Raw genomic sequence first — 23236 nt, 5'->3', positions numbered from 1 at the left:
CCTCCCTTCGTGGGCTGGATCGCCGGAATTCAGCGGAAAGCAGACCTTCCGCAGCCTTTTTTTACGCTAACACGAACCTTTGACATAATGCGAACTGGTTAAAAAATAGCCAGCAAGAGCGACCTTGTCACCGCGTTCACCTGCTTGTCACCGCGTTCACCTGGGATGCGGAAGCCCAGAATGCCGGCCCTTGCCTGGATTCCCGCCTGCGCGGGAGTGACCTGCCCGGGATATATCCCTATGGGAACGGCCAGTCGTAGTCGGTGATGACCGGGGCATGATCCGAGAACCGTTCATCCTTGTAGATGCTCACCCCGCGAGCCGTCGCCGCCACGCCCGGCGTGGCAATCTGGTAATCCAGACGCCACCCCACGTTCCTGGCCCAGGCCTGCCCCCGGTTGGCCCACCAGGTGTACTGTTCCGGCGCCTGATTCAACCGTCGGAAGGTATCCACCCAGCCCACCTCATCAAATAGCACATCCAGCCAGGCCCGCTCCTCGGGCAGGAAACCGGAGTGCTTCTGGTTGCTCCTCCAGTTGCGCAGGTCGATGGGCTTGTGGGCGATGTTCCAGTCCCCGCACAGGATGTATTCGCGATCATTGGCCTGTTTCTGCCGCAACTGCGCCATGAAGGTGTCCATGAAACGGTACTTGGCCGCCTGACGAAGTTCGCCGGAAGACCCGGAGGGCACATACACGGACGCAACACACAAATCACCGAAACGCGCCTCGATATAGCGGCCTTCGGGGTCGAATTCCTCGGAATTCATCCCCATGACGATTTCATCGGGCTTGCGCCGGGCATACAGGGCCACCCCGCTGTAACCCTTTTTCCGGGCATCCAGGTAACAGGTGAAATAGCCGGCGGGATGAAAGGCCTCGTCGGTCAGTTGATGGATCTGGGCCTTGGTCTCCTGAAGGCAGACCACGTCCGCGTCCTGGGCCTTGAGCCATGCATAAAAGCCCTTACGGGCGGCGGCACGAATGCCGTTGGCGTTGAGCGTGATGATTCGCATCGGATCGACAGGGCAGTGTTCACGGGGTCCGGGTACAATCCGACAACTTAACACAGCCCACCGACAGGGGGCGTCCAGCCCGGCTTGTGCCCTCCCACAGGAACTTGTAATTTCTCAATCATGAATACCTATCGCACCCAATTCCTTCAGTTTTGTCTGGAACGCGGCGTCCTGCGCTTTGGTTCCTTCACCCTCAAATCCGGCCGTACCAGCCCCTATTTCTTCAATGCCGGCCTGTTCAACACCGGCCGGGACCTGGCCCGCCTGGGTGCCTTCTATGCCCGTACCCTCGTGGAATCGAACGCCCGGGCGGACATGCTCTTCGGCCCCGCCTACAAGGGCATCCCCCTGGTGGCCGCCACCGCAGTGGCCCTGGCCCAGGAGCACGACCGCGACTACCCCTTCTGCTTCAATCGCAAGGAAGCCAAGGACCACGGCGAAGGCGGCACCCTGGTGGGCGCCCCCCTGTCCGGGCGGGTCATGATCGTGGACGATGTGATCACCGCGGGCACCGCCATCCGTGAATCCGTGGAGATCATCAAGGCCGCCGGCGCGGAACCGGCCGGCGTGCTGATCGCACTGGATCGACAGGAACGGGGGCGCGGCGAGCTGTCCGCCATTCAAGAAGTGGAACGGGATTACGGTCTGCAGGTCCATGCCATTGCGTCCCTATCGGACCTGATCGTCTTTCTGGAGGACCTGCCGGACATGGCGCAGCATCGTGCCGCCGTGCAGGCCTATCGGGAAGAATTCGGCATCTAGCCTGCCCCGCGAATACGCGGGCGACGGCACCCCTGAACCCGTGGCGGGAATGAGGCATGCCCAGGATTTTCCCAACAGCAGGAACCACACCGATACTGGCGGCCATGCTGGCCGCCGGGCTCATCGGCACGGCCTCCGCACAGGTCTACCGCTGGGTGGACGAGTCCGGTCAGACTCACATGAGCGACACCCCGCCCCCGGACACGACCCGGTATGACCGCGAGGTCCTTGATCACAGGGGACTGGTGATCCAGCGCCTGGACCGGGCGAGAACGCCGCAGGAGCTGGCCGCCGAACAGGCGGAACGGGAACGTCGGGAGGCCCTGGAACAGCAACGGGCGGAACAGGAGCGGGTCGACCGGGTTCTGCTGCAATCCTTCGGCTCCGAGCGCGAACTGCTGCACGCACGGGATGACCGCGTGGCCCTGATCGAGGCCAACATGAACCTCACCCGGGACAAACTGGGCAATCTGCGTGATCAGCTGACACAGGCCAATACACGCATCGCCGGCCTTGAGGCCGGCGGCAGGCCGGTACCGGAAGGCCTGCGGGAACAGGCCGACTCCCTGCAACGCCAGATCCGGGTACAGGAAGCGTACCTGGAAGAACGCCGACAGGAACGGGATGCCGTGCTGGACCGATTCGCCCGGGACCTGGCGCGATTTCGGGAGCTGCGTCGGCGACAGGCCGACACCCAGCCCCGGCGCTGAAAGGCCCGTCAGCCCCGGATCAGGGTTCCCACTCCCTTGTCGGTCAGCAGCTCCAGCATCACCGCATGGGGCACCCGTCCGTCAATGATATGGGCCGTCTTGACGCCGGACTTCACCGCGTCCAGGGCGCACTGGATCTTGGGAATCATGCCGCCGTGGATCACCCCGGTGGCAATCAGCTCGTCCACCTGACGGGCCGTCAGACCGGTGAGCAGGTTGCCTTCTCCGTCCAGGACCCCGGTGGTGTTGGTGAGCAGGATCAGTTTCTCCGCCCCCAGCACCGTGGCCATCTTGCCGGCCACCAGGTCGGCATTGATGTTGTAGGCCGCGCCATCCTCGCCCACACCCACAGGCGCGATCACGGGAATAAAGGCCCCCGAATCCAGCATGTGCACCACGGCGGGATCGATGGAAGCCACCTCCCCCACGTGGCCCAGGTCGATGATCTCCGAGGCTTCGGGGTCTTCGCCGGCACGGCGATGACTCAGGCGCCGGGCCCGGATCAGCCCGCCGTCCTTGCCGGTCAGGCCCACCGCGCGGCCACCAAACTGGTTGATGAGACTGACGATCTCCTTGTTCACCAGGCCGCCCAGCACCATCTGCACCACGTCCATGGTCTCCCGGTCCGTCACCCGCAGACCATCCACGAAACGGGATTCCTTGCCCAGCTGGCTGAGCATCCTGCCGATCTGGGGGCCACCACCGTGGACCACCACCGGATTCAGGCCCACCTGCTTGAGCAGCACGATATCCCGCGCAAAGCCGCGCTTGAGCTCCTCGTCCACCATGGCGTTGCCGCCGTACTTGATGACCAGTGTCTTGCCGGAAAAGCGCTGGATATAGGGCAACGCCTCGGTCAGGACCCGGGCGATGGTCTGGGGACTGGTATGGTCCATGGCGGTGTGTTCGGACATTCGGGAAGTCTCCGGTTTCAGACCGGGCAGGTGTTGAAGAAATTCTGAAACAACCCCTTGCCGTCATTCCCGCGCAGGCGGGAGTCCAGGGTTTTCAATATGCTACTGGATTCCCGCCTGCGCGGGAATGACGGCGACGAGAGAGCGCTAGAACGGCAGTTCCAGCTCCGGATCCACCGCCAGCAGACGCTCACGGAACAGCGTCTGGATCCGTGCCAGGGCCTCGGGGCAGCTCCCCTCGAAGCGCAGGGTCAGACAAGGCGTGGTGTTGGAAGCCCGCACCAGCCCCCAGCCATCATCGAAATCCACCCTCAGGCCGTCGATGCGATTCACCCGGCCACCTTCGGGATCCGGCTCGGACAGGAAGCGCGCCATGAAGGCGCCGTGCCCCTCTTCCCCGCCCGGCGTCACCAGCAGCTCCGGGGTATGACAACCCTGGGGCAACTCGTCGAATATCCGCGCCGGCGACCGGGAGTCCCGGGCAAGAGACTCCAGCAACCTCGCCCCGGCGTAGATCGCATCATCCACCCCGAGCCAGCGATCCCGGAAAAAGACATGACCACTCATCTCTCCCGCCAACAGGGCCCCGGTCTCTTCCATGCGCGCCTTGAGCAGGGAGTGGCCGGTACGCCACATGTCCGGCACGCCCCCCAGCGCCCGCACCCGCTCGGCCAGGTGATGAGAACATTTCACATCGAATACCACCGTGCTGCCGGGATGATGGGCCAGCACATCGGCGGCAAAACACATCATCAGGCGGTCCGGCCACTGGATACGCCCCCGGCCGTCGACGACGCCGAGGCGATCCCCGTCGCCGTCGAAGGCCAGCCCCAGGTCCAGACCGCCGGACTCCACGGCGCGCCGCAGATCTTCCAGGTTCTCGGGACGCGACGGATCGGGATGATGGTGGGGAAAATGTCCATCCACCTCGCAGTAGAGAGGAACCACCTCGCAGCCCAGACGCCGGAAAATCTCCGGTGCCACCACCGCGGCGGCGCCGTTGCCGCAATCCACCGCCACCCGCAGGGGGCGATCCAGGTGAATGTCGGCACAGAGTTCATTCAGGTAGCGACTGCAGACTTCCGCAATCTCCAGGGTACCCCCGGGCGCAACGGGCAGGCGCCCCTCGTCAATCCTGCGCCGCAGACGCTGCACCGTCTCCTGATGCAGGGTACGCCCCGCCAGCATGAGCTTGAAGCCGTTGTAGGCCGGGGGATTGTGACTGCCGGTGACCATGATGCCGTTGCCGTCGGCTTCCCTGAGCGCGGCGTAATAGGTCACCGGCGTGGGCAGGCAGCCCAGCCGGATCACCCGCAATCCCGACGCCAGCAGCCCCTCGATGAGGGCGGACTCCAGTTCGGGGCTCGACAGGCGGCCGTCACGCCCGACCACGACCCGGGTCACCTCCAGCTCGCGGGCCTCGGCACCGTAGGCCCGGCCGATGGCCCGGGCGGTATCCGGATTGAGGCGTTCGCCCACCACGCCGCGGATGTCATAGGCCCGGAAGATGCCGGGGTCCGCACTCATGCTCATGATCTGCTCCCCTGCATGTGACGGTGCTGTTCCCGGTATCTGCCCATGTCTGCCCCGGGCTAACCCCTACCCGAGGACCCGAACCCGCCGGTGCCCCGGTGGGTCGCCTCAAAATCATCCACCACCTGGAAACGGGCCTGCACCACCGGCACCACCACCAACTGGGCAATGCGCTCGCCGGGCTGGACGACGAACGGCTCCGCCCCCCGATTCCAGCAGGAGACCATGAGCGGCCCCTGGTAGTCGGAATCGATGAGGCCGACGAGATTCCCCAGGACGATGCCGTGTTTATGGCCCAGCCCGGATCGGGGAAGGATCATGGCCGCCAGGCCGGGGTCCGCCAGATGCATGGCGATGCCGGTGGGGATGAGATGAGTCTCCCCGGGCTGCAGGGTCAGGGGCGCGTCCAGGCAGGCCCTCAGGTCCATGCCGGCGGAACCCGGCGTGGCCGGTTCCGGCAAGGGGAAGTCCGTGCCGACACGGGGGTCAAGAATCTTGATCTGGATGGCATGCATGATGTTGATGATCGATTGTCGGATGGGAACAGGAATGGGAGGGGAGACAGCCCCCATGATGCCGGGCAATCAGCGCCACCAGCTCACGGGCCAGTTGCGACTTGGACTGTTGCGGCAGGGACAGGGAGCCGTCCCGCCAGAACACCGTCAGGGCATTGTCCGCCACATCGAACCCGCGCCCGCCGGAAACATCATTGGCGGCGATCATGTCCAGCCCCTTGGCTTCGAGTTTGCCCCGGGCGTAGGTTTCCAGATCATCGGTTTCCGCCGCGAATCCCACCGTGAACGGACCGTCCGGCAGGGCCGCTACTGCCGCCAGGATGTCCGGGTTCTTCACCAGGGTCAGATGCAGATCATCTGCCTGCTTCTTGATCTTGCGTTCCGCCGGCTGGGCCATGCGGTAATCCGCCACCGCCGCCGTGGCAATGAACAGATCCGTCCCGGCGGCCCTGGCCATGACGGCCTCGTACATCTGCAGGGCCGTTTCCACATCCAAACGGGTCACCCCGCGAGGGGTATCCAGGTGTACCGGGCCACTCACCAGACAAACCTGCGCCCCGGCCTCGGCCGCCGCCGCCGCCACCGCAAACCCCATGCGCCCGGAGCTTCGGTTAGTGAGATAACGCACCGGATCCAGAGGCTCCCGGGTCGGACCGGCGGTCACCATCACCCGTACCCCCGCCAATGGACCACCGGCAAACAGGCCTTCCACCGCCGTGACGATCTGCCCCGGCTCCAGCATGCGCCCCTCCCCCACCTCGCCGCAGGCCTGATAACCGGCGCCGGGGCCGAACAGACGGACGCCCCGCGCCATCAGGGTGCGCACGTTGGCCTGCGTCGCGGCGTTGGCCCACATGACCCGGTTCATGGCCGGGGCCAGGCAGACGGGCGCCTCCGCGGCCAGGCAGAGGGTGGTCAACAGGTCATCGGCCATGCCCTGGGCCAGTCGGGCCATGACATTGGCGGTGGCCGGGGCAATGAGCACGGCATCGGCCCAGCGGGCCAGGCTGATGTGATCCATGCCCGCCTCGGCCTCGGCGTCGAACAGGGCCGTGCGCACGGGATGGCCGGACAGGGCCTGGAAGGTGAGCGGAGCCACGAACTCGGTGGCGTGAGGGGTCATCACCACCCGGACCTCGGCACCGGCATCCATCAGCCGCCGGGTGAGCTCGCAGGCCTTGTAAGCGGCAATGCCGCCGGAAACGCCCAGAAGGATATGTTTGCCTGTCAGTGACATGGGAAGAGTCTACGGAAAAACCCGGCAATCCAGAAGCATTTTGCAGTGTTCCCGGCGCACGAGAGTACCCGGCCTCATATCCACCGAACAGCCCATCCTGATCCGTGCTATACGGATGGGAAATACCTCGTCACTTCCGTGAGCCGGGAAGATGCACCATCCGTCCGTTCCGCGCCGACTTTTTGAGCGTCTACGCCGTCATGTCGGGCTGCTCGGCTGCCTGATGGCCTTGCCCCTGCTGTCCTGTGGTGCTTCCAGGGATCAGACCGGTGAGTTCTATACCGACTGGGATCGTGCCGGTGGCTGTGCCGCTGTTCAATTGGTAGCCGACGAGCGTGTGGATGGAACGGGGCGCCGGGTAGATGTGTGCGACAAAGTGGAGGAAGGCTGGATCTGGGTGACCTATGCGGCAGCCTGGTGCGGGGCTAGCCAGACCCAGGCTGCCGCCATTCGTGAACTGCTCCGGTCGGCCGGGCCTTCACTGCAGGTCTACACCGTGCTCACCAGTGCCGATGAACCGTTTCAGCCGGCGGGGGTCGCTGAGGCCCGCCGTTGGGCCGGCCGCTTTGGCCTTCCCCCCGAACGGGTACTGGCGGAAGGGCACAGCATCCGCACCCTGCCACAACACCTGCTGATCGGTCCCGATGGGCGGACCTGGTACCGTTACATCGGTTATCTGCAAGCCACGGAGATGCAGACCATCATCCATGACTTCGCCACCAGCGAGCGGTTTCCGTTCATACCGCCAAGATGAGCGCGACCCGATGCCCCCCGACACCTGCCTGGATTCAGCTTCCTACCACGAAAACATCACGCCCATTCTGGCGGTACTGCGGGATGCCTTCCAGGATCTGGAAGGCCACGCCCTGGAAGTCGGGAGCGGGACCGGTCAGCATGTGGTTGACTTTGCCCGTGAATTCCCCGGGATCACCTGGTGGCCCACCGATATTGATCCGCATCACCTGAAGAGCATCGAGGCCTGGCGGCAGTATGTCTCCCTGCCCAACCTGAACGCACCGGTGCGGCTGGATGCGAGTCAGACTGACTGGGAGCTGGGACAATCCAATCGGCCGCCCGGCGATGGCTTTGTAGTCATGGTGTGTATCAACGTGGTGCACATCTCCCCATGGGCCACCACGGCGGGCCTGCTCAGGAATGCCGGCAAGTATTTGTTGCCGGGCGGCCTGCTCTATCTCTATGGCCCCTACTCCCGCGATGGGAGGCATACCGCGCCCAGCAACCAGCGGTTTGACCAGTATCTGCGGGCCCAAAACCCGGCCTGGGGGGTGCGGGACATCGCCAGCATCGAAACTGCGGGACGGGAACAGGGGCTTTCCCTGCAATCCGTGATCGACATGCCGGTGAACAATGTCTCCATCATCCTGGAGCGAGTATCTGACGGAGCAGGACCGTAAAATCCCTCTCTCGGCTCCCTCAACGCGGCCATGGATTCCCGCGTGCGCGGGAATGACTAAGCAGCTCACCGGCATCGTCGACCTCCTGGAGACCCTCATTGCGGGGGCCGGCCTGATCAACGTGCCATAGGGTCGCCGCCCTGCACACTACCCGGCGTGGTTGAACATCCGGTGGCAATCGTGCATACCTTAGCTCTCGCTTACTTTGCCCAAGTGCACAGGAACAGTCAGCATGCCCCCCCATTACGATCCGGCCCGTTTCGAACGGATCCGCTGGACCATCTACAGCGTCCTCATCGCCGCCTACATGCTGGTGTTCTTCCACCGCTTCGCACCGGCGATGGTCTCCAGCGAACTGAGTGCCGCGTTCGGCGTGACGGCGGCGGCCCTGGGCTCGCTGTCGGCCATGTATTTCTACATCTATACCGCCATGCAGATCCCCGCCGGGGTGCTGGCGGACACCCTGGGATCCCGCTATGCCGTCACCCTGGGCAACCTGGTGGCCGGCAGCGGTTCCATCGTCTTCGGGCTGGCGGATACCCTGGCCACCGCCAGCGTGGGCCGTTTCCTGGTGGGCCTGGGGGTCTCGGTGGTCTTCGTCGGTCTCATGAAGAGCAACACCGTCTGGTTCAGCGAGCGCAAGTACGGCAGCATCAGCGGACTCACCCTGCTGCTGGGCAATCTGGGCGCCATTGCCGCCACCGGCCCCCTGGCCCTGATGCTGCTCTACGTGGAATGGCGCAGCCTGTTCGTGGCCCTGGGGATCGTCGCCATTGTCCTCGCCCTGCTCTCCTGGTGGCTGGTCAGGGACCGTCCCGAACAACTGGGCTTTCCCTCGGTGCGGGAGATGGAAGGCTTGCCGCCCCATGCCCCCAGAAAACAGCACTGGATCAAGGATCTGCGGGCCGTGCTGGCCAACCGCCGGCTGTGGCCGGGGTTTGTCTATGACTTCAGCATCACCGGCAGCCTGTTCGGCATGCTGGGACTCTGGGCCATCCCCCTGTTGCGGGACGTGCACGGCCTGAGCCGGGGAGATGCCTCGGTTTACACCACCTTGGCCACGGTGGCCTTTGCCGTCGGCTGCCTGCTGGCGGGCAGCTTTTCCGACCGTCTGGGGCGGCGCCGTCCCGTGCTGCAGGCCGGTGCCCTGGTCTACCTGAGCATCTGCCTGGGGCTGCTGTTCCTGCCCTGGGGTCCGGGAGCCTCCGGACTGACCCTGTTCACCCTCATGGGCCTGAGTGCCGGCTGTTTCGTGGTGGCCTACGCCCATGCCAAGGAAGTGGCGGACCCGGCCCTCTCGGGCATGGCCATCGCCCTGGTCAATACCGGCCTGTTCCTGGGGGCCGCCCTGTTCCAGCCCCTGTTCGGCTGGGCCATGGACCTGGGCTGGGAAGGTCTCATAAGCGGCGGTGTCCCCGTGTACACGGCGGCCGATTACCAACGCGGACTGTGGCTGCTCACCGGCTTTGCGGCCCTGGCCGCCATCGCCTCCTGGCGGCTGGTGGAAACCGGCTGCCGGAACGTGACCGTGGCCGCGCCTCGTGCCTGATCCGGAGATCGACGCTCCAGTGTCCATGGAAATACTGAACCGGTCACCTTCCGTCACGGGATTCCCGCTTGTACGGGAATGACGTGACCAGAACATCAAGCGAACTGACGGCAAGACACACCCACACCCCAACCAAAGGAAATCAGCATGCTCAAGCGGATAGCAGTCATTGCCAGCGTATTCTTCCTGCTGGCAGGCCAGGCCCTGGCAATGAACATCACCTCATCGGACATGGAGCGGTTCATCAGCACCTTCGAGCAGCTCATGCCCTACATCGAAGACCATGAGTTTGATGAAGATGATGACGACGATGACGATCTGAACTTCCTGGAGATCAGCACCTTGAAAGGCCAGTTCATGGAGGCCCTCGCCGATAACCGGGAAGCCGAGCGCATCATCCGCAACAACGGCTACGGCTCGGTGGCGGCCTTTGCGGAACAGTCGGCCTATATCACCCGGGCCTACATCGCCCATACCGGCATGATCAGTATTGACGAGTTCCAGGCCGCCCTGCAGGACATGCCCGCCGAAGAGCGCGAGGCCCTGATGGCCATGCCCTTCTTCCAGACCTTCCATGACACCCGGGCACGTTTTTCCGCGGTACCCGAGGCCCAGATCCGCGCCATCCTGCCCTACCTGGATCAGCTCAACGCGCTGTTTGAAATGGAAGAGGACGACCTGGACTAACACGCCTGGCCTGACCCTGAATGCCGCCGGGCCACCGCTCAGTGACCGAGTCACCGAGCCTGGCTATCGTCGACGGTGCCGGCGGCATCACCCGTCTCGACCGGTTACTGACGCAGGCCTTCCGGCTCGGCAACCACTGTTGAGTCCTGCTTTGGATCAGTGCCCGTGCCGGCATGGTCGGCCATCAGCTGAACCAGCTCCCTGAGTTCATCAACCCTGGCAGACAAGTCGGCTTCATCAAGTGCCCGCACAATCAGAGCCTCGACCGCGGCCTGATCGGCGCCCAACAGATCGATATCGTGCGGACGAAGTTCAAGTGCCAACTGGCTGAAGCGTTCCGGCAGTCGGCCCCAGCCCCGGAGCGCCCGAACGGTCAGCCGACCCTCGGCGGCAAGGGCTGCCAACTCGGCCGGCAGATCGGGCTGGGAGTGGATGCTTGCGGTGGCAACGGAGTCGGGCGCGCTGCCTGCAAATCGGTCGTCCAGGTGCCAGAGGCGGATGAGTCCACCGTGGGATGTCAGGATACCCCTGCCGTCAGGGGCAAACTGAACCTGAAGCGGGTAGCGGGGCCTTCCGTTCCCGGTACGGGGCACGGTGTCTTGCGGCAAGGCCAGCAGAATGACGCCGGACTCGGCATCAAGGATCTGGCGGCATCGAACACGCGGATATTGCCATTTTCCTCGGCAGTGACGATCCGGTTTCCTGCCGCCGAGAACACTAATCGGACAGCCTTGGCCGTCATCTGATCCAGGTGCAGCAATGGCTCCGCGGTCATCGCATCGAAAAACGAAAGCGACCAGTCACTGCCTGCCTGTACTGCTCGGGGTCCCTGAGGCGACCAGGCGACGAATTCGATATCGGAACCCAGGGCGTGGTCCCCATCGCCAAAGGTTTGTAACAGCGTCCCGCTCTTTACATCCCATAGGTGGGCCGACCGAGACTCTGAAAGGGTGATCAGCTGCCCGTTGTCCGCGGATAGGGCCGCATTCACGGTACGCTGCGCGTGGGCAAACTGCGCCACCTCGGAGCCATCAGCGCTATCCCATATGTATACGGTTTGATCCGATATGCCGAAAAATCGGCTGCCGTCCGGTGAAAATCCGATCTGATGGTAATGCCTGGTGTCATCGGTAATGCTCAGATGACTATCCCACTGAAATGGAGCGTCGGCCGCAGCATGAATGGCACCAGCCGGCAATAACAGGAAAACCGTGAGAATGACCGGTAACGTCCAGCGCCTGTTACAAAGACAACTGCAGATCCGTGTTTTCATCAATTGCTGCTCCTGGGTTGAGCCACGAATTACCTGAATCATTATTGCCGTTCGGTAGATCAGTGCCGAAGCCCCTGCCCCAGGGCCTGTATGGCCCCACCCACCAATTCCACCGCGCCCAGCGTATCCATGCCGGTCATCTGTCTTACCTCCTTGTCAGCGGCGATGGGATCCATCACCGCCCGGTTCATCGCCCGAGACAAACCCCGGTAAAAATCCAGCGACTCCTGGGCGGCCTGACGTTGCCCCGCATCGGGCGCTTGCCGCACCCGTGACTGCAGCAGCGGGATCACCTTAGAGTCGATATCCTTGGCGGTGCCGCGGTAGATCTCGAAGTTCTGGTTATCCGTTCCCATGCCGATGAAACGGCGCATCTCATGGGCCTTGTGCACAGTCACGCCCCCTGCCTGGGCCGCATGCCGTGGGTTGATGACCGAATTCGGATCTGCGCCGGAACGCACGATGTCACGCACATGCAGCCAGGCCGTGTCCTGGTAGGCCTCGGGGTGGGCGCTGCTGGTGACCATCTGCCAGGACCCATCGGCGCTTCGCCCCCCGGCATTGCGGGCGTAGACCCGATTGAAACGCCCCTGCACGAAGGCGTTGGCCTCGGCCAGGCTCAGTTGCTGCGCCTGCCCGGTGGTGGGATCGATCCGCCGCAGATGACTGGCATCGCCCGTGAAACGCATCGCCAGGTCCAGGTCCATGCCCGGCGAGCTATTGCCCGCGTTGCGGATGGGTCGAAACTGCAGGGCATCGGGGGCAATCCCCTGGGCCTGCAGGTCGGCACGCAGATCCCTGACCACCTGGCGGGTGTGCAACCGATCGGTGAAGTTGTAGTCCCTTTGGGCCAGCGGATCGGCGCCCCGCTTCATCCAGAGCTTGGCGTGGGGGGAGTGCTTGATGGCGGCGGTGGTGTCCATCAGCGCCCGGTTGGTATCGGTCCAGGTGCGGGTCCTCCACATCAGGTCACCGCCGTAGCGCACGCCATCCACTTCGATGTAACCCTGCTGCCGCATGCTCCGTTCAAGGCGACGGACTTGCGCGAACTGGGCCTGGTGCTGCTCCGCCAGGGCGCGGCCCGCGGCCCGCTCCTCGCGGAAATTCACCTTGCGCTGGGCCTCGCGCCAGGCCTCCCGGCGGGCCTGCCGATGGGAAGCCTGGATCTGCCCCTGTACGTTCAGGGCGGCCTGGGTGGCGGTCTGAACCACCTTGCGTTGCACATAGGTGGAGGCCACGCGCCGGGCGGCGCCCTCGACGCCGCCGGCCTGGTAGCCTTCATAGGCGGTCAGGGCATAGTCCGCCTTGGGCGACCAATAACGCAGGGAGGTGAGCGCCGCGCCCCGGATGGCGCCGTGAACATCACCCTGCTCCGCATAACCGGCGATGCCGCCGCTGGTGATGCCGTAGGCCACCGACAGCACTCCGCCGCCGCTGACGAAGGGGGTGGCATACATGGCGTAGGTGGCCGCCTGCTGATAATTCTCCAGGATGTCCACCGCCAGTTGGGCCCAGGCCTCATCCTCCTGGGCGGCGGCACGCTGCTGTTCCGCCCGCGCCTGAAGGTTCCTGGCCACAAGCTGCCCCACCTGCGCCTGTCGTTCCAGATCCATCCCGGCGTCCCGCAACTGACGATCCACCCAGTCCCTCAGGTCGCGGCGCTCTTCCGGCGGCAGGGTATCCATCATGTGCTCGATGCGGTCCAGATTACGCCGTGAACGCTCCACCCGGGCCGCCATCTCCCGCCCCTGAGCCAGCATCTGCTCCTTGACCAGTTGGTCCCAGGCGGTGGGGGTGCGGACGAAGTTACCTGTTCGCAGGGTGGTGATGGCATCCCGCTCTCCCTGCAGGTCGGCCCGCTTGATGGTGAGTTGATGGGCCAGAAACCGGCGTTCATCCTCGTTGCCGCTGCCGCGCATGGCCTGTTCCAGGCGCTGGATGTCGCCTTGCAGCCAGCCGATGTTGTTCTCGTGGAAGCGCACCCGGGCCTGCAGCGGATCATCCTCCGCCGGGGCCGGTGATCCCTCCGGAACCGCCGGGATGTCGATGCGCGCCACATCCAGATCACCCACGCCGAAGAGATTACCCACCGGCAGGCCGTGATCCGTCGGCATCAGGCGCAGGCGGCCTGCGGCCACCAGTTCACGCACCGTGCGATGTTCATACTGTTCGTTCAGGGGATGCCCCGGTATCGCCTCGGGCATGAGCACACGACACTCGACACAAGGCGCAAATCCTCCCACTTCCTCAATGGGCTGGGGCAGCAGATCCAGGGGTGCGCCGGGCTCCAGCACGACCCTTGCCGTGGGCAGCCAGGATTCCGGAGACTGCCCAAGACGGGCATCGCGCAGGCCGTATCTACCAGAATCGCCGTATCCGTGCTCGGCCCAGCGCTCACTCAAGAATGTCGGCGTCCAACGGTAGCGCCCGCTGCGCAGGATCTCCATGCGATTCCTGTTTTCCAACAGGACGCGTTCCGCCAGTTGCCGAAGATTGACACGACGTTCCTCCTCCAGCACCACTTCACTGTTCCTCACCACCCCGGCCAGCCACTCCAGGGTCTGCTGGCGAAATTCAATGTATTCCAGCGCAATGTCCGGGAAACCAGGGGGCCTATCATGTCCTTCTTCATCGGAATCGATCCGCAGGTGGCGCATCATGGCATCGAGTTCAAAGCTCTGGTGGCGTGCTATGAGATCAAGGTTCAGATCGGCGTTCTTGATGGCAGCCCAGTTTGGCACCTGGATCACGAGGATGCGCGGATCTTCATCCCCACCTGGCTGGATCAGATAGTTCACCAGTTCAATGCCGAACAGCCACGGATAGGGCCAGCGCAGGGCGGGACGGCCATCCACCGTGGTCTGCATCAGCCCGGTCATGGCATCGTCATACCTTCCCTGCATCCGGTCAGTCCGGACCCAGTCACCGGCGTCCGGACTTATGAAATGGGGAATCATCCATTCATCGATCCACTGCCATCCGGCCCAGCGCCCCTGCACGATCGTCTCCGCCGGCACCGAATCATGAATCACAAAGACCAGCATCAGCGGCGCGGTGATCTGATCCCGGGAAATGGAACCATCCCAACGCAAAAGGCGATGTTCGAAGGCGTAGTGGAACACCTTGCTCAATTCACCGAAATCCTCGTGACGCGGGCAGCCACCGGCAAACCCACAGGCCGTTTCCGCCGACCAGCCGGGGCGGGGGACGTGATGGACCTCGGTGGGCGGGGCAAGGGATTTCACCAACTCGACGGCCTGACGGGTTCTGGCCCGGGCGCGTTCCTGTTCCTGGCGCACATCGGGTGGGCTCCCAAGGGCATCAATGGCCGCCACCACCTGTTCCATGTGCTGCTTCACTTCACCGATACGGGCGCTGAGCAACCCCACCCGATTCATGGCAGCGTCAATGTCTTCGTCCTCGCCATAGGCCATGGCCAGTTCCACGGCAAAATCCGCCTCGTCCAGCACCTCCAGCAAGGCGGCCATTTCCTGCTGTGCGGCCAGAAATTCCATCAACAAGGGGTTGAGGGCCTGCAGCCAGGCCAGCACGGTCTCACTGGGATGCTCGAACAAGGGCGCCCAGAGACGGCTGAAGGCCGCCTCGTCCGCTTCCGACAGAACGCCGTAAAGCATGCGCATGCCCTGCATGGCAAAGATCACCTGCCCTGCCCAGTAGGTATCCCCCAGGGTATTGACGCCCTGGGCCAGTTCGGCGCGGATCAGCCCTTCGGGCAGGGTGGGCACGCCGGGGGGTGGGGTCGGTGCGGCAGCAGCATCCGTGATGTCCTTCTCTGGTGGGAACAGCAACTCGCGGGTGGCCCGGGCATCCAGACGCAGTGGAGGGTCAAAACCCTCGGGGCGTTCCAGCCGGGCCAGGATCGCCGCTTCCATCGGGTCCTGGGCGAACAGGAGAGCGCCGAACGCCCCGCCCGGCATCAAGGCCGGGGCCTTGTCGAGAGATTCCCAGTCCTCCAGGGTCCAGGTCTGCTCGATATCCAGCGCACCAGCCAGCGCGGAATCGGCACCGGATGCCTCGATGCTCAGGGTCGTGATGCGACCCATCAGTGCCTGCAGGTCCTTGAGATGACCCAGTTGATCCGGCGACAAGGATAGACGCCCCCTATCGGCATCCTCGATCCAGCGTTCAACCTGCGCCTGATCCGCAGCCAGCAGGTCCAGGGAACGGGCATGCAGCGCCATCACCAGCCCCTGATGGGCATCCGGCAACAGCCCCCAGGCGCGCAGGGCACGCACGGTCAGCTTGCCCTGGGCCGCCAGCGCCTGCAGTTCCGGGTCCAGAGCCGGTGTGTCGGCCCTTGCGGGCGCCGTGCAGTCAAGGAGCAGGGACAGGGTGCAGGCACCGATCATGCCGGCAACAAGCCGTGACATTCCGCGGCGCCTGGACAGCAACAGGGTGTTCATACCCATCCTCATTTCCCCTTGCCGGCTCGCAGCCCGGCGATGACCCTTTCCGCCTCTGCTTCCTTGCCGGGGGGGACCGGTACCACCACGTTCTGCTGGTCACGATAGACATACACCCCTCGACCACTGCTCACACCGCGCAATCCGGAATAGGTCAGCTCGATCCGGGCAGGCAGGCCCTGCCTGCCCCTTCGCAATCGCGCCGACTCAAGCCGTGATCCCAGCCCCGACCAGTGATGGGCCTGATGGCCGATGCAGACACCCTCCGGCCCCAGCCAGACCTCCGGCACCGCCCGTAACAGGCGCCGACGGGTCCACAGGGGCAGGAGCAGCACGACCAGTGCAAGCAGCATCACCATGCCCACCAGCACCCCCGCCACCACCAGACCCGCGCCCCGATCCGGTGCAAACAGCACAAACCCCAGGCCCACCACCACGGCCATGACGGCCACCATCACCAGCCTGGCCAGTTTCTCCCCACGGCTGCGCTGCATGTCCCGCTGCAGGAAATCCCGCCACTGACCGGGTTCCAGTTGCCAATGGGCCAGCAGCCCCTCGCCGGCCATGAGGCGCCTGAGCCAGGCATACTGACGACCAAAGATCAGGGCCGTGATGAGACCGGCCACTGCCAGCATGCCCCCGATCACGATCAAGGCGTAGACCGTATCCGGTGCCGAACGCTGAGACAGCCACAGGCCTGCCAGGGTCAGCGGCAGGAAAAAGCCCAGCATGATCAGTCCCGCCCGCATGCCCCGGGCCAGATTGCTGGCCTGGGCAGGCGATTCACGAACCGGCAGCGCAAGCATCACCACCAGGACGATACCCATGCACACCCAGAGCAGCGGAACACCCCGGAAAGGATGAGCCTGGGCCGGGGGTATGTCACCCAGACGCTGCAGCGGATCCACCCATTGCAGGCGGTAGAAATCCAGCGCCTCCCCGTCCCGCAGGGCCAGATGCAGCCAGCCACGCGGGGGATCGGTGACGGGCACCCGCTCAGGTGTGAGCCAGGCACGGCCGCCGCCGGGACCCGGCAGATCCCGACTCCAGTCACCGGCCTCGACCTCCCGCATCGCCCCGCCGAGCTGGTCATGGATGAACTCCGCCATCGGCAAGAAGGGGCGCGACTGCCGGGACTGCTCGATCACGGCGGAAGACAGGAACGGCGACGCCCGCTCCCGGGGGGCATATTGCTGCTCGTGCAGCTGCCCCCAGGCAACCGGTTCCACCATCACCAGGGTGGCGGCGGGATACCACCAGAGGGTAACGCCCAGAGCCAGAAGCACGGCAACGATCAGACTGCGAAACATGAGCAACATATCGATGGCCGGCCTCAGTGTGTGGGGGTGATGTCCCGCCAGGTGCCATGCACCGGGTCCAGTTCATGAAGGCCGTCCAGGGTGCCCAGATAGACTCTGTCCCCCATGGCGGTCAGTGCGTAAGGCGGCGGCCCCGGCGGTGCGTAGGCATTGCGTTCCGCCCAGGTTCCATCCTCCCGACGCCGCAGGCGTACCAGACGGTCGTCCTCGGTCAGCGCCAGCTCCGTGCCGTCCATCAGGGCCACGGCTTCCACATACAGAGGGTGCCGGATGGCGTCGTCGCGCCAGCGATCCTCGCCGGGGGCCAGCGAAAACACCGTCACCTGTCGACGAGTCCACAACACCCCGTCGGCGTCCAGTCCCGGCGCGCCACGTTCAAGCTGGGCAAACCAGTTGTGCTGCCATGACTCACCGGGACGCTGCCACATCAGGACATTCGCCCCCCAGGCCACCCCATGCCCCCCCGGCAGCCGCCGCAGATCCCGTAGCTGATGGCCCGGACGGGCCTCGCCGATCTCGACCGGCCTCCAGCGATCCTGTTCCGGTTCCAGGCGATGGAGCTGACCGGTGTCGGCATGTATCCCGTACACGACACCCTCCGGGCCGGTGCGCAGGGCACGTACACCACCCGGCTCCGGCCATGCCGATGCCGACACTCGCCACTCCCCGGTCCGGCTGTCCACACGCCGGGGCGGCTGCCGTGTGCTGCCCAGATAAAGGCGGCCCACTGCATCCACGGCCAGGGACGCCGACCCATCGGTGAGGGGAAACGGTGTTTCGATCCGCTGCCAGTCCGCGCCGGGATGGGAGCGACGGTACAACAGATCGCCCATGAGGATGAACAACCCGCCCTGCCCCGCCGACGCCACCTGGTGGACGATCAGGTCAGCCCCGAAACGGACCTGCATCCACGCCTCGTCCTGTCGGCGGTACAGTCGTCCCTCCCGGGTCCCGGCCTAGGCCCGACCCGCCCCGTCGAAGGCCAGGCTGAGCACAGGGATACCCGCCAATTCAGGCACCGCCCGCCAGTTGTCGCCACCATCCCGCGATTCCCGCACCCCATCACCGACACTGGCCAGCACCCGGCGACCATCGGCGGACACCGCCAGGGCCGTCACCTGCATGGCCTGCAGACCCGACAGGCGCTGCCAGCGGGACTCACCGGGGCGCAGACGGTAAAGGCCGCCACCATAGGTTCCGGCATGGAGGGTGCCGTCATCCGCCAACGCCAAAGCCAGCACGTTGCCGTTGCCCAGACCGGAGCCGACGGGCTGCCAGGTATCACTGCCGGGCTTGAGCCACAGGACACCCGCGCCCATGCCGGCGCCATACAGGGCACCGTCTCCGGCGATGACGAACTGTTGCAGGGGCTGATCCGGAAGGCCCCGGACCTGCAGCGGGGAGAGCCGGCCATCCGATAACCGCTGCGGCCCCTGGCCGAAGGGCCGGACCACGCAGCGGGCGCCGTGACAGGCCAGCGCGCCGGTGGGCTGATCACTGAGTCGTTGCCACCTGGTCTGGCCGGATGGGCGCTGGTAAATGCCGGTGCGTGTGCCGAGAATCAGCGCACGATTGCTCTCGGCCAGGGCCACCGGCAACGCATCGGGCGCACCGGCGACACGCCGGAAGCGCCAGTCCGGTCCGCAGGCCCGATACAAGCCGCCGGCCTGACTGGTCAGCACCGACACACAGTCGGTGGATTCCGGCAGGATGCTCAGTACCGGCTGCGCCTGAACGGTACCAGCACAGAGGAGAAGCATGAACAGCATCGCCAGGCGCGGGATGGCGACCGGATACCGGAAGGGTACCGAAGCGGTTGGAAAGACCATGTGCAAACGGGAACTCCCAGGGTCGGAAAGGCGTGATCAAGGGGGGTGGAGACCCTCATCAGCCATCTTCATCGCCATGCCAACGCACGGCCAAGGTCGAATGTAGATCAGCGGCACCGAAATGACTGCCGTCCGACTGTCATCCATCGGCGTAAATGCGTAGACCCTGCTGTAAACCGTGCATGGTGAATTCCCGGGAGATGATGCGGCCATGTCGACGGGCACCGGACGACGCATGGTCGACTACCGGCCAAAGCACCTGTGCCGTAGGGTGTCGATGCACTCACGAACCAAGAGGACTGATTCCATGCCCCATCTCAAGACAATCCTGCTGAGCGCCATCCTGTTGCTGCCCACCCAGGCACTGGCGGACCAGATCAGTGGCCGCGTCACCACTTGGCAGAAGACCTCGCAGATGTCCATGCCCAGGGAGGTTCCCGCCGACAACGTCACGGTGGTGGCGGGACAGGGTCTGCGGATCGACATCAACCATGCCGGCAGAGATACCATCATCGGCAAGGTGGAGGCGCGCGCCACCTCCGACCGTCAGGGTAATTTCAGCCTTAACGTCCCCTCCGGCAGCAATTACACCGTGATCTTCTGGAAACGGGGACATACCCCCGTCACATACAACATTAACGCCCCGGGCCAGATCAATGCCCAGATCGGCGCCAGCTCTCGCAGCACCCTGCACATGAACCTGGGGTTCAGGCAATAAACAGATAGGGCCGGATTCAGCCTTGGACATTTGACAATTCAAGGCTGGGTCGAACCGGGTTGGGCGTTCCGGCCAGCGTCGGGCTGCTCCGACGGTGGCAACAACACCTCCAGGGGGTGACGCCGCACCTGACGGGCATAGATGCGCGCCAGCCTGCGGATGTCCCCCAACCTGACGCCACGGGCCCTGAGGGCCACGTACATGGCCAGGGTGAAACTCACCCACAGATTCACCGCCCCGATCAGTAACACGAAGACGAAATACAGCAGGAACAGAGGACCGCCCAGGTCGTGGACTGAGGCCACATAACCCAGGTTGGCCGAGGAGAAGGCCACATGGCGGATATCCAGGGGCAGACTCAGCCACAAACCGATCAGCCCTGTGGTACCCAGCAAAACGCCGAAGAGGAAATTGCCCGCCAAGGCGCCGTAATTATGATCCAGATACTCCGCCAGTCGGTCACGAACCGGTCGGGACATCACCTTGGCAAGATGGGGATTGCCCTTCATGCGATCCCCCAACTGCAGATAGGCGCAGCGGTTATCGAAAAACCCGGCAATCAGTCCCGCCAGGAACAGCCAGACACCGGCAATCGCCGCGTGCAGCAACGCCAGTCCGGCCAGAGGCTGAAGATCCAGCAGGTGATAATCCACCTCATCGGCACTAAGCAAAGGGGTACCCGATAGACCCAGGACAACCCAACCCACCAGAAATGCCACCGGCAGGGCCACGCTCACATTGCCCAACACCGCCACGAACTGGGATCGTCCCACCTGGATCAGGATATCGGCCACCTTTTCCTGGTTGGCATTGCCTCGCTCTCCGGCCTCGATCACCGCTGCCAACCTGGCGGCGGTCATTGCCGGTTGTTTGGTTGCCACGGTGAAGTGCAGGATGTGGATCAGCACAAAACCCAGGCCATAGTTCAGGCTCACCCACAGCGTCTCCCAGCCGGGCGACAACCCAAGCTTCATGAGCCAGATCTTGATCAGGGCCATGAAGGCGATGATGAAACCCGCCCCCGCCGCCGCTCCCAGCATCTGCAGGTATTCCCGACGATTTTTAGTGATGTAATGCTCGCCAGTCCGACTGGACTGTTCGGTCACGCTGCGGGACACCAGCCGGATATTGTCCTGCCAGAGGGCCTTGAGACTGGTCTGACGGATATTGTCGGTCACCAGAGTCTTGAATAGCCGTATCCCGGTGCGACGGCGGCGATCCTGATCAAAGGGGTCGAGCAGGTCCAGCAAGATAGTGATTCGCTCCAGCGTCTGTTCGAGCCGGGTGATCAAATGGGTAAGGCCGATACTGCTGCCCCGGGTAACGGCCCGTTTCTGAAATCGCTCGATCTGTTCGGCACATTGTTCCAGTAGAACCCGGGCGTGGCGATCATCATGAAACTCCCGGGACGGATCTTCCAGCCAAGCAACATAGTCCCGGATATAGGCAGACACCTCCCGTTCCTGAGCGACAAAAGGCGAGTTTCGCTCAGCCATGGAAGGGTCAAGACGCAGCAGTTCCGGCTCCAGTTCCTCCCCGGCCACCCACAGGGAGAGCATCTCCAGGGCATAAAGAACCTGCTCCCGGGCACGACGGAAGACCGGCCCCTCTTCCTGGGTGAACTCCTCAAGAGCATCCAACAGGGCCAGCCAGACCTCGTCGGGAACCGCAGCCACCCAACGGGGATCATTCGGTCGGTCAAAAACCAGATAGAGGATATCCCTGAGATTGCCCGGATCTCGTGGGCGGGGGTTGATCAACTCGTAGAAACGCTGGCCGAACTCACGCAGAAAGCCTCGGCGGGAAAACAGTCCGATCTCCGTATAGATCGGTAAATGACGGCTTGCCGCCAAGGCTGCCTCCATGTTGCCCAGGATAGCACCACGCAGTTCGTCATTCTCCCGCAAGGCGACCGTCAGCGCCTCCATGCGGGCCAGGGTATCGTCGAGATCATCGGGATCCCGGGGGCGCAGCCAGGACACCAGGGTCCGCAGATGTTCCACCAAATCGGCAGTCTCGCCGTCTGCCAGGCATTCCATTAATGACTGCAATGAGTCCATGGGTGTGTTCCCTGTAGGTCGGATCACTTCTCGGGCAAAGCATAGCAGGGCGGACGGGCAACGGAGAGCGACTATACTGAAACCAACGCAACGGGCTCACGACTGGAAGAGGGAAACCCAATGCATTTTCGGCAGCTATTCGAACCGGATTCATCCACCTTCACCTATCTGCTGGCCTGTCCCGACACCGGTGTCACGGCCCTCATCGACCCGGTGCTGGAAACGGTGGACAGGGACCTGGCGGTCCTGCAGTCCATGGGGCTGACCCTGGATTACGCGGTGGAAACCCACATCCACGCCGATCACATCACCGGGGCGCGGCGACTCAAGCAGCTCACCGGCTGCCGGATCGCGGGTCCGGCCCTGGACGGGCTGCCCTGCCGGGATCTGGGGCTGCGGGAAGGGGAACCCTTCCCGGTGGGCGGCATCACCCTCAACCCCCTGTTCACCCCCGGACATACCGACACCCATCACGCCTATCTGCTGGATCATCACGGCCTCAAGCTCCTGTTCTCGGGAGATGCCCTGCTGATCGAGAGCTGCGGACGCACCGATTTCCAGTCCGGTGATGCTCATGTGCTGTATCGCAGCATCCACGACAAGTTCTTCAGCCTGCCCGACGAGACCTTGGTCTATCCCGCCCACGACTACGAAGACCGGCGCATCACCACCATCGCCCAGGAAAAGCTGCGCAACCCCCGGCTGGGCAAGGGCCGCACGGAGGCGGAGTTCGTGAAGATCATGCACGAGATGGACCTGCCCTACCCCCGCAAGATCGATTTCGCGCTACCCGGCAACGAACAGTGCGGCGCCTGCCCGGACAATGTGCCGGAACAGATGCGCGCCCTGTGCGAGGCAAGCCGGCAGGGGTAGAGAACCAAAACCGGCGGCAGTCGCCGCGGGCGGTGAGGCTGCGGCGGGACCGCTGCTATCATGTCGGCAGAATCCTCCCGGCGAGGCCTGTGCACACATGATCAAACACTGGACATGGCTCCTCCTGCCACTACTCCTGGTAGCGGCCACATCCCAGGCCTCCAGCCTGCGTTTCGACGGCGTGCTCATCCGCGAAGGCAGCCCCGCCTGGCTGCTGCTGGAACACATGGGCGAGCCCCGCTACCGCAGCAGCCAGGAAACCTGTGTGCGGCGGGATCGGCGCGGCTGCCTGGAATGGCGGGTCTCGGAGACCTGGTTCTATCGCCACAATGACCTCAACTACACCATCACCGTCAGCGGCGGACAGATCCTCAAGATCGAGTGGAGCCGGTTCTGACCCGGA

Annotated in this window: 21 protein-coding genes; 9 read left to right on the top strand and 12 right to left on the bottom strand. The window is 64.2% G+C overall.

Annotation, left to right across the window (positions count from 1 at the left end):
• Positions 1–238 precede the first annotated feature (238 nt).
• On the bottom strand, positions 239–1015 hold the full coding sequence (locus tag ECTPHS_RS08555) for an exodeoxyribonuclease III (protein ID WP_008932331.1): 777 nt from the start codon (positions 1013–1015) through the stop codon (positions 239–241).
• Between the two features lie 120 nt (positions 1016–1135).
• On the opposite strand from ECTPHS_RS08555, the gene pyrE reads away from it, so the two are divergent.
• Together pyrE and ECTPHS_RS08545 are read left to right on the top strand one after the other, a co-directional pair.
• Entirely contained in the window at positions 1136–1777 is a 642-nt protein-coding gene (gene pyrE / locus ECTPHS_RS08550) for an orotate phosphoribosyltransferase (protein WP_008932330.1), read from the top strand.
• Positions 1778–1833: 56 nt separating this feature from the next.
• Positions 1834–2487: a DUF4124 domain-containing protein gene (locus ECTPHS_RS08545; RefSeq protein ID WP_141565315.1), complete on the top strand. Its 654-nt coding sequence runs from the start codon at positions 1834–1836 to the stop codon at positions 2485–2487.
• A gap of 8 nt (positions 2488–2495) precedes the next feature.
• On the opposite strand, the gene argB is transcribed toward ECTPHS_RS08545, so the two are convergent.
• The 4 genes from argB to coaBC all read right to left on the bottom strand — a co-directional run bounded on the left by argB (position 2496) and on the right by coaBC (position 6686).
• Positions 2496–3401 carry an acetylglutamate kinase gene (argB, locus tag ECTPHS_RS08540; protein ID WP_008932328.1) on the bottom strand — a complete coding sequence of 302 codons (906 nt, stop codon included), beginning with the start codon at positions 3399–3401 and terminating at the stop codon, positions 2496–2498.
• 147 nt (positions 3402–3548) lie between these two features.
• Positions 3549–4934 carry a phosphomannomutase/phosphoglucomutase gene (locus tag ECTPHS_RS08535; RefSeq protein ID WP_008932327.1) on the bottom strand — a complete coding sequence of 462 codons (1386 nt, stop codon included), beginning with the start codon at positions 4932–4934 and terminating at the stop codon, positions 3549–3551.
• A gap of 59 nt (positions 4935–4993) precedes the next feature.
• Positions 4994–5449, bottom strand: a complete 456-nt coding sequence (gene dut, locus ECTPHS_RS08530; RefSeq protein ID WP_008932326.1) for a dUTP diphosphatase — start codon at positions 5447–5449, stop codon at positions 4994–4996.
• The gene (gene coaBC, locus ECTPHS_RS08525) at positions 5421–6686 is read right to left on the bottom strand and encodes a bifunctional phosphopantothenoylcysteine decarboxylase/phosphopantothenate--cysteine ligase CoaBC (RefSeq protein WP_008932325.1); all 1266 of its coding nucleotides are present in this window, start codon (positions 6684–6686) and stop codon (positions 5421–5423) included. Before coaBC ends, dut begins: the two co-directional genes overlap by 29 nt.
• 151 nt (positions 6687–6837) lie before the next feature.
• Between coaBC and ECTPHS_RS08520 the strand changes: the two genes are divergently transcribed.
• The 4 genes from ECTPHS_RS08520 to ECTPHS_RS08505 all read left to right on the top strand — a co-directional run bounded on the left by ECTPHS_RS08520 (position 6838) and on the right by ECTPHS_RS08505 (position 10337).
• Positions 6838–7440 carry a hypothetical protein gene (locus tag ECTPHS_RS08520; RefSeq protein WP_008932324.1) on the top strand — a complete coding sequence of 201 codons (603 nt, stop codon included), beginning with the start codon at positions 6838–6840 and terminating at the stop codon, positions 7438–7440.
• A gap of 10 nt (positions 7441–7450) precedes the next feature.
• Positions 7451–8101, top strand: a complete 651-nt coding sequence (locus ECTPHS_RS08515) for a DUF938 domain-containing protein (RefSeq protein WP_008932323.1) — start codon at positions 7451–7453, stop codon at positions 8099–8101.
• 232 nt (positions 8102–8333) lie between these two features.
• Positions 8334–9650 carry an MFS transporter gene (locus tag ECTPHS_RS08510; RefSeq protein WP_008932322.1) on the top strand — a complete coding sequence of 439 codons (1317 nt, stop codon included), beginning with the start codon at positions 8334–8336 and terminating at the stop codon, positions 9648–9650.
• Between the two features lie 147 nt (positions 9651–9797).
• Positions 9798–10337 carry a hypothetical protein gene (locus ECTPHS_RS08505; protein ID WP_008932321.1) on the top strand — a complete coding sequence of 180 codons (540 nt, stop codon included), beginning with the start codon at positions 9798–9800 and terminating at the stop codon, positions 10335–10337.
• 104 nt (positions 10338–10441) lie between these two features.
• Here the strand turns inward: ECTPHS_RS08505 and ECTPHS_RS08500 are convergent, their stop codons facing one another.
• The 6 genes from ECTPHS_RS08500 to ECTPHS_RS08475 form a co-directional block, all read right to left on the bottom strand.
• On the bottom strand, positions 10442–10660 hold the full coding sequence (locus ECTPHS_RS08500; protein ID WP_141565313.1) for a hypothetical protein: 219 nt from the start codon (positions 10658–10660) through the stop codon (positions 10442–10444).
• Positions 10661–10854: 194 nt separating this feature from the next.
• The gene (locus tag ECTPHS_RS08495) at positions 10855–11610 is read right to left on the bottom strand and encodes a WD40 repeat domain-containing protein (RefSeq protein WP_008932319.1); all 756 of its coding nucleotides are present in this window, start codon (positions 11608–11610) and stop codon (positions 10855–10857) included.
• A gap of 59 nt (positions 11611–11669) precedes the next feature.
• Positions 11670–16040 carry a hypothetical protein gene (locus ECTPHS_RS08490; RefSeq protein WP_168044657.1) on the bottom strand — a complete coding sequence of 1457 codons (4371 nt, stop codon included), beginning with the start codon at positions 16038–16040 and terminating at the stop codon, positions 11670–11672.
• A 2-nt stretch (positions 16041–16042) separates the two neighbouring features.
• Positions 16043–17344 (bottom strand): hypothetical protein, encoded by a 1302-nt coding sequence (locus tag ECTPHS_RS08485; protein ID WP_141565311.1) that lies wholly within the window; start codon positions 17342–17344, stop codon positions 16043–16045.
• A gap of 23 nt (positions 17345–17367) precedes the next feature.
• Positions 17368–18261, bottom strand: coding sequence for a hypothetical protein (locus tag ECTPHS_RS08480; protein WP_008932316.1), 894 nt, complete (start codon positions 18259–18261; stop codon positions 17368–17370).
• A gap of 48 nt (positions 18262–18309) precedes the next feature.
• Positions 18310–19182, bottom strand: a complete 873-nt coding sequence (locus ECTPHS_RS08475; protein ID WP_008932315.1) for a hypothetical protein — start codon at positions 19180–19182, stop codon at positions 18310–18312.
• 307 nt (positions 19183–19489) lie between these two features.
• Between ECTPHS_RS08475 and ECTPHS_RS08470 the strand changes: the two genes are divergently transcribed.
• Complete coding sequence (locus tag ECTPHS_RS08470; protein ID WP_008932314.1) at positions 19490–19900, top strand: hypothetical protein; 411 nt, start codon at positions 19490–19492, stop codon at positions 19898–19900.
• 38 nt (positions 19901–19938) lie between these two features.
• On the opposite strand, the gene ECTPHS_RS08465 is transcribed toward ECTPHS_RS08470, so the two are convergent.
• A complete protein-coding gene (locus ECTPHS_RS08465; RefSeq protein ID WP_008932313.1) occupies positions 19939–21939 on the bottom strand; it encodes a site-specific recombinase in 2001 nt (666 codons plus the stop codon).
• A gap of 141 nt (positions 21940–22080) precedes the next feature.
• On the opposite strand from ECTPHS_RS08465, the gene ECTPHS_RS08460 reads away from it, so the two are divergent.
• On the top strand, positions 22081–22833 hold the full coding sequence (locus ECTPHS_RS08460) for an MBL fold metallo-hydrolase (protein ID WP_008932312.1): 753 nt from the start codon (positions 22081–22083) through the stop codon (positions 22831–22833).
• A 97-nt stretch (positions 22834–22930) separates the two neighbouring features.
• Entirely contained in the window at positions 22931–23230 is a 300-nt protein-coding gene (locus ECTPHS_RS08455; RefSeq protein ID WP_008932311.1) for a hypothetical protein, read from the top strand.
• Positions 23231–23236 lie beyond the last annotated feature (6 nt).

It is taken from the genome of Ectothiorhodospira sp. PHS-1 (genome assembly GCF_000225005.1).
Classification (GTDB): Bacteria; Pseudomonadota; Gammaproteobacteria; order Ectothiorhodospirales; family Ectothiorhodospiraceae; genus Ectothiorhodospira.
Note: the sequence above shows the minus strand (reverse complement) of the source record. Positions and strands in the feature narration are given on the sequence as shown.